This window comes from Bacillus sp. GW823-FHT06A11 (assembly GCF_058795355.1).
In genome coordinates this window covers 369448-376404 of the sequence record NZ_JBXAHS010000002.1, presented here as the reverse complement: position 1 = coordinate 376404, position 6957 = coordinate 369448, and the positions used below count along the sequence as shown (strand labels likewise).

Below are 6957 nucleotides of genomic sequence, written 5' to 3'. Positions count from 1 at the left end.
CGGCATCATATTCGGCATTTGATTGTTATCCATTATCGGCATCATATTCGGCATTTGATTGTTATCCATTATCGGCATCATATTCGGCATTTGATTGTTATCCATTATCGGCATTATATTCGGCATTTGATTGTTATCCATAATTGGCATTATATTCGGTGGCTGGTTGTTATCCATAATTGGCATTATATTCGGTGGCTGGTTGTTATCCATAATTGGCATTATATTCGGTGGCTGGTTGTTTTATCCATAATTGGCATTTGAATATTTGGCATTTGAATATTTGGCGGTATGACTTGTGGAATAACTACATTTTCTTTCGATACATTTGGTGATACTATATTCCCTACGTTTTCTTTCTTTACTTGTGGTGACACTATATTCCCTACGTTTTCTTTCTTCACTTGTGGCGATATTATATTCCCTATATTCTCTTTCTTCACTTGTGGTGACACTATATTCCCTACATTTTCTTTCTTCACTTGTGGTGACACTATATTCCCTACATTTTCTTTCTTCACTTGTGGTGACATTATATTTCCTACATTTTCTTTCTTGACTTGCGGTGACACTATATTCCCTACATTTTCTTTCTTCACTTGCGGCGTTATTATATTACCTACATTCTCTTTCTTCACTTGCGGCGATACTATATTATTTTTTTTCGTTTGCGGAGAAATGATATTGTTAGGTTTCATTTTACTAATTTGAGGAGCAATTAACTCGCTTCCTTTTTTTATTACATCTGAAATTTTATATTCTTTTTTCGGTTTTATTGGTGGTTGTGGCGGCTGTGGCAATACATTTACCGAAAACTTCGTGTTTTCTTTTTCCGCCGGTTTTTGTTTTTCTATCACAGGTGGTTTTTGAATAACAGACGGTTTTTCAACTGGTTTCTCTTTTTGAATTGGCTGTTCTTTTTGCACCTCTTTTTGCGGTTTCACCTGTACTTCTTTTTGCGGCTTTACCTGCATTTCCTTCTGCGGTTTTACTTGCACTTCTTTTTGTGTTTGTTGCATAGCTGGCTGCTGTGTAATTGGTGCTGATTGATACGTAACTTCTTCTTCATCTTCTATTCCAAGCGGAGTTGGTGTTGCTGCAAATTCTTTTTGCTGCACTTCTTTTACGTATTGCTTTGGAGGCGCTGAACCTGCTCCAGCCTGTTGTTTCATGTGAATACTCTTTGATGGCACTTTAATTTTCATACCTGGCATGATTAAATCTGGATTACTAAGTTGTGCATTTGTTTTTTTCAACGTGTCAAAATCCACTCCGTACTTTTTCGCAATTTTCCAAAGGGTATCCCCTTTTTGCACGATATGAATTTTCAAATTTTCCCCCTCCTGTATAACTTATCTATAAGTAACAAATCTCATGAAGTAACTCTTTCTAAATAACATTAACTTCTTTTCACTTTTATCACTTCTTCGATTTTCAATATCATTCGAAGTGGAATAAGCATAAAGAACCACAATGATTTCTTCAAAACAATGTATGCCCATTTTGTTCTTGTTATGATTATATGTATGAAAAAAAGCAACGGGAATACCGTTGCTTTACACACGCTCTAACATACGATTTAATGCAAGAACCGCTTCTGCCGTTACTTGTTTATCTACGCTAATAACGTTAATTTCTTCTCCTCTTTCTATCGTTTCAAGTACCCATAATAAGTGAGGCAAATCAATTCGGTTCATCGTTAAGCATGGACACATAAATGGATTAAGTGAAACAATTTCTTTATCTGGATGTTGCTGAATAATTCGGTTCACTAAATTCATTTCTGTACCAATCGCCCATTTGCTACCAGATGGCGCCGATTCAATCATATCAATAATATACTTCGTTGAGCCTGCATAATCTGAAGCAGCTACCACTTCATAGCAACATTCTGGATGTACAATAATATTCATATCAGGATGATTTTTTCGTACGCTCTCAATGTTCTTCACTGTAAAATTTTGATGAACAGAACAATGCCCTTTCCATAAAATCACTTGAATTTCTTCTATATCCCCATCGTACTCTAATGAATCTGTGTGTGGGTCCCATACTGCCATTTTATCTAACGGGATACCTAAATCGTACGCTGTATTTCTTCCTAAATGTTGGTCTGGTAAAAAGACGAGACGCTCTTTTTGAGTAAACGCCCAAGATACCATTTGCTTTGCATTAGAAGAAGTTACTGTTGCTCCTCCGTTACGACCACAAAACGCTTTAATTGCAGCTGTAGAGTTCACATATGTTAACGGAATCATCGTATCTCCAAATAATTTCTTTAGCTCTTTCCATGCTCTTTCTGTTTGTTCAATATCTGCCATATCCGCCATCGAACAACCTGCACGCATATCTGGTAAGATGACAACTTGATCATCTGTCGTTAACATATCTGCTGTTTCCGCCATAAAGTGCACCCCGCAAAACACAATATATTTTGCTTCTTTATTGCTCGCTGCAACTTGCGCAAGCTGAAGTGAATCCCCTGCTGCATCTGAAAATTGTACCACTTCATCTTTTTGATAATGATGCCCTGGAATGAATAACATTTCCCCCATTTTCTCTTTAATTTCACGAACACGCTTTTCCATATCTTCCGTTGACATCGTGTAATAACGCTCTGGTAACATCGTTTCAATTGGCTGTACTTGTTCTAAAATACTCATATACGTTTCTCCCCCTCTAAGCCACTTTCCTTACCCTTCAATATTGAAACTAATATCAAGTGCTTTCACTGAATGTGTTAACGCTCCAAGTGAAATATAATCTACCCCTGTTTTTCCGTATTTCGATAAATCTTCAATTGTGATACCCCCTGAAGCTTCTGTAAAAATAGCGCTTGGTACAATTTTTGAAAACTCCCGGATTTCATCTGGCGTACGATTATCGAACATAATAATATCCGCACCAGCAGCAACAGCCTCTCTCACCTGTTCCTCAGTTTCTGTTTCTACTTCTACTTTCACCATATGTCCTAACTTTTCTTTCACTGATGTAACAGCTTTTGTAATAGAACCAGCAAACGCAATATGATTGTCTTTAATCATGACACCATCATATAAACCGAAGCGATGATTAAATCCACCACCACACAAGACTGCATACTTATCAAACATACGTAGTCCTGGCATCGTTTTTCGCGTATCACAAATACGAGTATGGCTACTATCTAAAGCAAGAACCGCTTTACGCGTCATCGTCGCTATTCCGCTCATACGCTGAATAACGTTTAATATAACGCGCTCTGCTGTTAATAACGATGCAATTGGCCCTTGCACAGTTGCAATGATTTCGCCTTTTTCTACAAGATCCCCATCTTTTTTATGAAGCTCTACTTCAATTCTCTCATCAATTAATTTAAATCCTGATTCAATTACTAAACGTCCTGCAAAGACCCCTGTATCCTTCGCAAGAAACGTTCCTTTCGAAAGTAAGTTATCTGGAAAAATAAGCTGAGATGTTACATCTCTTTCTCCTATATCTTCTAAAAAAAATCGATTTAATGCTTCTTTAACTTTTATCGTGTTCATAAAGCCCCTCTTCCCCTCATCACACAAGTTGTAGTTTTCTCTTTACTCGAACAATCTCTTTCTTTCCTATATTTCTATCTGGATAATCACTTCGGTAATGCCCGCCAATACTTTCTTCTCTTTGCAGGGCTGAAACAACTATAAGCTCACAAACTGTTAACATATTAATAAGCGTTATCTCTTCATTCGTAAGAACATCATGTTGTAATATCATATTTCGAACACCGTACTTACTAAGCCATCTCTTCGCATAAAATAAGCTTTGCTCTGTTCGCACAATCCCAACATATTTCATCATACACTTTTGTATTTCTTCTTTCGTCGGTAAATGATTCAGAACGATAAACTTTGCTTCTTTGTCGGCTAGCATGTTCACCTTTTCTTTTGTCTCTCTAGATAAAATGTGCCTTCCGATTCTTCCTCCAAACACAAGACCTTCTAATAATGAATTACTCGCTAATCTATTTGCACCATGAACCCCATTACAAGCTACTTCTCCGACTGCGTATAGGTTCGGAATAGACGTCTCTCCATCACAGTTCGTTTTCACGCCACCCATGTGAAAATGAGTACCGGGCACGACTGGAATAAGGTTTTTATTTATATCGACTCCATTCGTTTTACATATCGATGACACGGTCGGAAAGCGTTGTTCAAAGTTTTGAATCATTTCGATGTTTAAGTACACTTTTTCACCCGCAAGTAGCTGTTCATGAATAGCCCTTGCGACTACATCACGAGGCGCTAAATCCTGTTCGGAATGTATATCCATCATAAAACGCTGCCCTTTGCCATTTATAAGGACAGCTCCTTCTCCACGAACAGCTTCGGACACGAGGCCGGAACAACGCCCACCCACGTATAACATCGTCGGATGAAATTGTATAAACTCTAAATCTACAAGCTCTCCGCCTGCACGGTACACCATTGCAAGTCCATCACCTGTAATTGTCTCATCATTAGAAGTAAAGGCGTATAAACCGCCAATACCGCCTGAAGCTAACACCGTATAATCTGCATTGTAACGTTTCAGTTCTCCTTTATTGTTGCGAGTTAAAGCCCCAACACATTTATCTTTTTCTATAATAAAATCGAGCACCATTTCCTGTTCCACTACCGTAACGTATGGAGCTACTTCTTGAATAAGATGCTCTAATAAATTCTTTCCTGTTGCATCGCCACCTGCATGTAAAATACGACGTTTTCGATGCGCTCCTTCTTTTCCAAGATGAGGACCTGTTTCATCTCCATCAAATTTCATTCCTCTTTCAATAAGGTTATTAATTTCTTTCGGTCCTTCCTCGACTAAATAACGGACCACTTCTTCATTGTTATAATGACACCCTGCTACTAACGTATCTTCAAAATGATCATTAGGATTGTCATATGTAGCTACCGCTGCGGCAATTCCACCTTGAGCTAAATGTGTATTATTACTACGTTTTGTCTCCTTTGTGATAATAATCACATTCTTTTCGTGACAAATCTCTTTTGCAACACGAAGTGCCGCAACGCCACTTCCAATAATTAAGACATCTGCACTTGGCATAATTGTTGCCTCCTACTTTACACTTTTCAACTGTCTTGACACCTATATTTACATAGTTTTAAAATAATGACAAGAGTTTTTTTATAATTCTTATTTTCACTACCATTTAAAAAGTAAAAGAAATGTAACTCTTACTAGAGAGAGGAACTTACATGATGATATATCTTGACTATGCAGCTACTACACCTATGAGCGAGGAAGCGTTACAAACATATATGAAAGCAGCTTCGCAATACTTCGGAAATGAACAAAGTTTACATGATATTGGAGGAACGGCTTCTTCTTTATTACAAGTTTGCCGAAAAACATTTGCGGAAATGATTGGAGGCAAAGAACAAGGCGTATTTTTCACAAGCGGTGGATCGGAATCGAACTATCTTGCGATTCAATCACTTCTAAATGTCCGAAATAAGAAGCATATTATTACGACACCTATGGAACATGCATCCATTCGAAGTTATTTTCAATCTCTAAAATCAAAAGGCTATACGATCACTGAAATTCCTGTTGATAAAAGCGGACTCATTTGTTTAGTAGATTTAGAGGCAGCTATTACAGAAGATACTGTGCTAGCAAGTATACAGCATGGAAACTCTGAAATCGGAACCGTTCAAAACATTACAGAAATTGGGGCACTTTTAAAAACATATAATGTTTTATTTCATACGGATTGTGTGCAAACGTTTGGTAAACTGCCTATCCATGTTTTTGAGATGGGGATTGATAGTCTTTCTGTTTCAGCACATAAAATATACGGACCAAAAGGTGTCGGCGCTTGCTACATAAATCCGCAATCTCGCTGGGAACAAGTATTTCCAGGAACTTCTCACGAAAAAGGATTTCGCCCAGGTACAGTAAATGTTCCCGGCATCGCATCTTTTTTAACAGCTGCTGAAAATATATTAAAAACTCAATGGGAAGAAAGTTTACGTTTTAAAGAGTTACGATCCTACTTTTTAGAGCAAATACAAACACTTCCGCTAGAAATTGAAGTAGAAGGTCATTCTACTTCTTGTTTACCACATATTGTTGGGGTTACAATAAAAGGAATAGAAGGTCAATATACTATGCTAGAATGTAATCGTCATGGTATTGCCATTTCCACCGGAAGTGCTTGCCAAGTCGGTAAACAAGAACCTTCGAAAACTATGCTTGCAATTGGAAAAACGTATGAAGAGGCCAAACAATATGTCCGCTTCTCTTTCGGACAACAAACAACGAAAGATCAAATTGATACTACTATTCATGCACTACACACAATTGGAAATCAATTTTATAGAGGTGTTAAATCATAATGAAACAAAATGAACAAAAAAAGATTTTAGGTGAAGAAAGACGACAGCTTATCCTCCAGTGGCTTCTTGCTGCAAATGAACCGTTATCTGGGAATGAACTATCGAAAAAGACGAACGTAAGTAGACAAGTTATCGTGCAAGATATTTCCTTGCTTAAAGCACGAAACGAACCAATTATTGCGACTGCTCAAGGTTATTTATATTTAAAGCCACAAGAGAAGCAACAAACTTTCGAACGCGTAATTGTATGCCAACATAAACCAGCAGAAGTACGTCAGGAACTTACAATGCTTGTTGACCATGGCGTTACGATTAAAGACGTAAAAGTTGAGCATCCTGTATACGGTGACTTAACAGCATCCATTATGGTAAGCAATCGCTTTGATGTAGAGCAATATTTACAAAAAATCGAAAACACAAATGCTTCCTATCTTTCACAACTAACAGATGGTATTCACTTACATACAATCGAGGCAGATTCTAAAGAAAAATTAGATGCTGCTTGTGAGGCACTGGATAAAGCAGGATTTCTCGTTTATTAATGTAAAGCACAGAGTTTTTATCATTCTCTGTGCTTTTTTAATGC

At 37.5% G+C, this 6957-nt stretch carries 5 protein-coding genes and 2 pseudogenes; 2 read left to right on the top strand and 5 right to left on the bottom strand.

Annotation, left to right across the window (positions count from 1 at the left end; translation table 11 throughout):
- From AC1Q8L_RS10410 to nadB, 5 genes and pseudogenes are all read right to left on the bottom strand, one after another.
- Positions 1-213 (bottom strand): annotated as a pseudogene (locus AC1Q8L_RS10410) (peptigoglycan-binding protein LysM); the annotation flags it as partial.
- 967 nt (positions 214-1180) lie between these two features.
- Positions 1181-1331, bottom strand: a pseudogene (gene safA, locus AC1Q8L_RS10405) (SafA/ExsA family spore coat assembly protein); the annotation flags it as partial.
- Positions 1332-1556: 225 nt separating this feature from the next.
- Entirely contained in the window at positions 1557-2663 is a 1107-nt protein-coding gene (gene nadA, locus AC1Q8L_RS10400) for a quinolinate synthase NadA (protein WP_000025333.1), read from the bottom strand.
- Positions 2664-2693: 30 nt separating this feature from the next.
- Positions 2694-3527: a carboxylating nicotinate-nucleotide diphosphorylase gene (gene nadC, locus AC1Q8L_RS10395; protein WP_492339436.1), complete on the bottom strand. Its 834-nt coding sequence runs from the start codon at positions 3525-3527 to the stop codon at positions 2694-2696.
- A gap of 19 nt (positions 3528-3546) precedes the next feature.
- Positions 3547-5076, bottom strand: a complete 1530-nt coding sequence (gene nadB / locus AC1Q8L_RS10390) for an L-aspartate oxidase (protein WP_001138545.1) — start codon at positions 5074-5076, stop codon at positions 3547-3549.
- A 152-nt stretch (positions 5077-5228) separates the two neighbouring features.
- Between nadB and AC1Q8L_RS10385 the strand changes: the two genes are divergently transcribed.
- On the top strand, positions 5229-6371 hold the full coding sequence (locus AC1Q8L_RS10385; RefSeq protein WP_000973782.1) for an IscS subfamily cysteine desulfurase: 1143 nt from the start codon (positions 5229-5231) through the stop codon (positions 6369-6371).
- Entirely contained in the window at positions 6371-6913 is a 543-nt protein-coding gene (locus tag AC1Q8L_RS10380; RefSeq protein ID WP_000812275.1) for a transcription repressor NadR, read from the top strand. The genes AC1Q8L_RS10385 and AC1Q8L_RS10380 overlap by 1 nt, the downstream gene beginning before the upstream one ends.
- Positions 6914-6957: the final 44 nt, after the last annotated feature.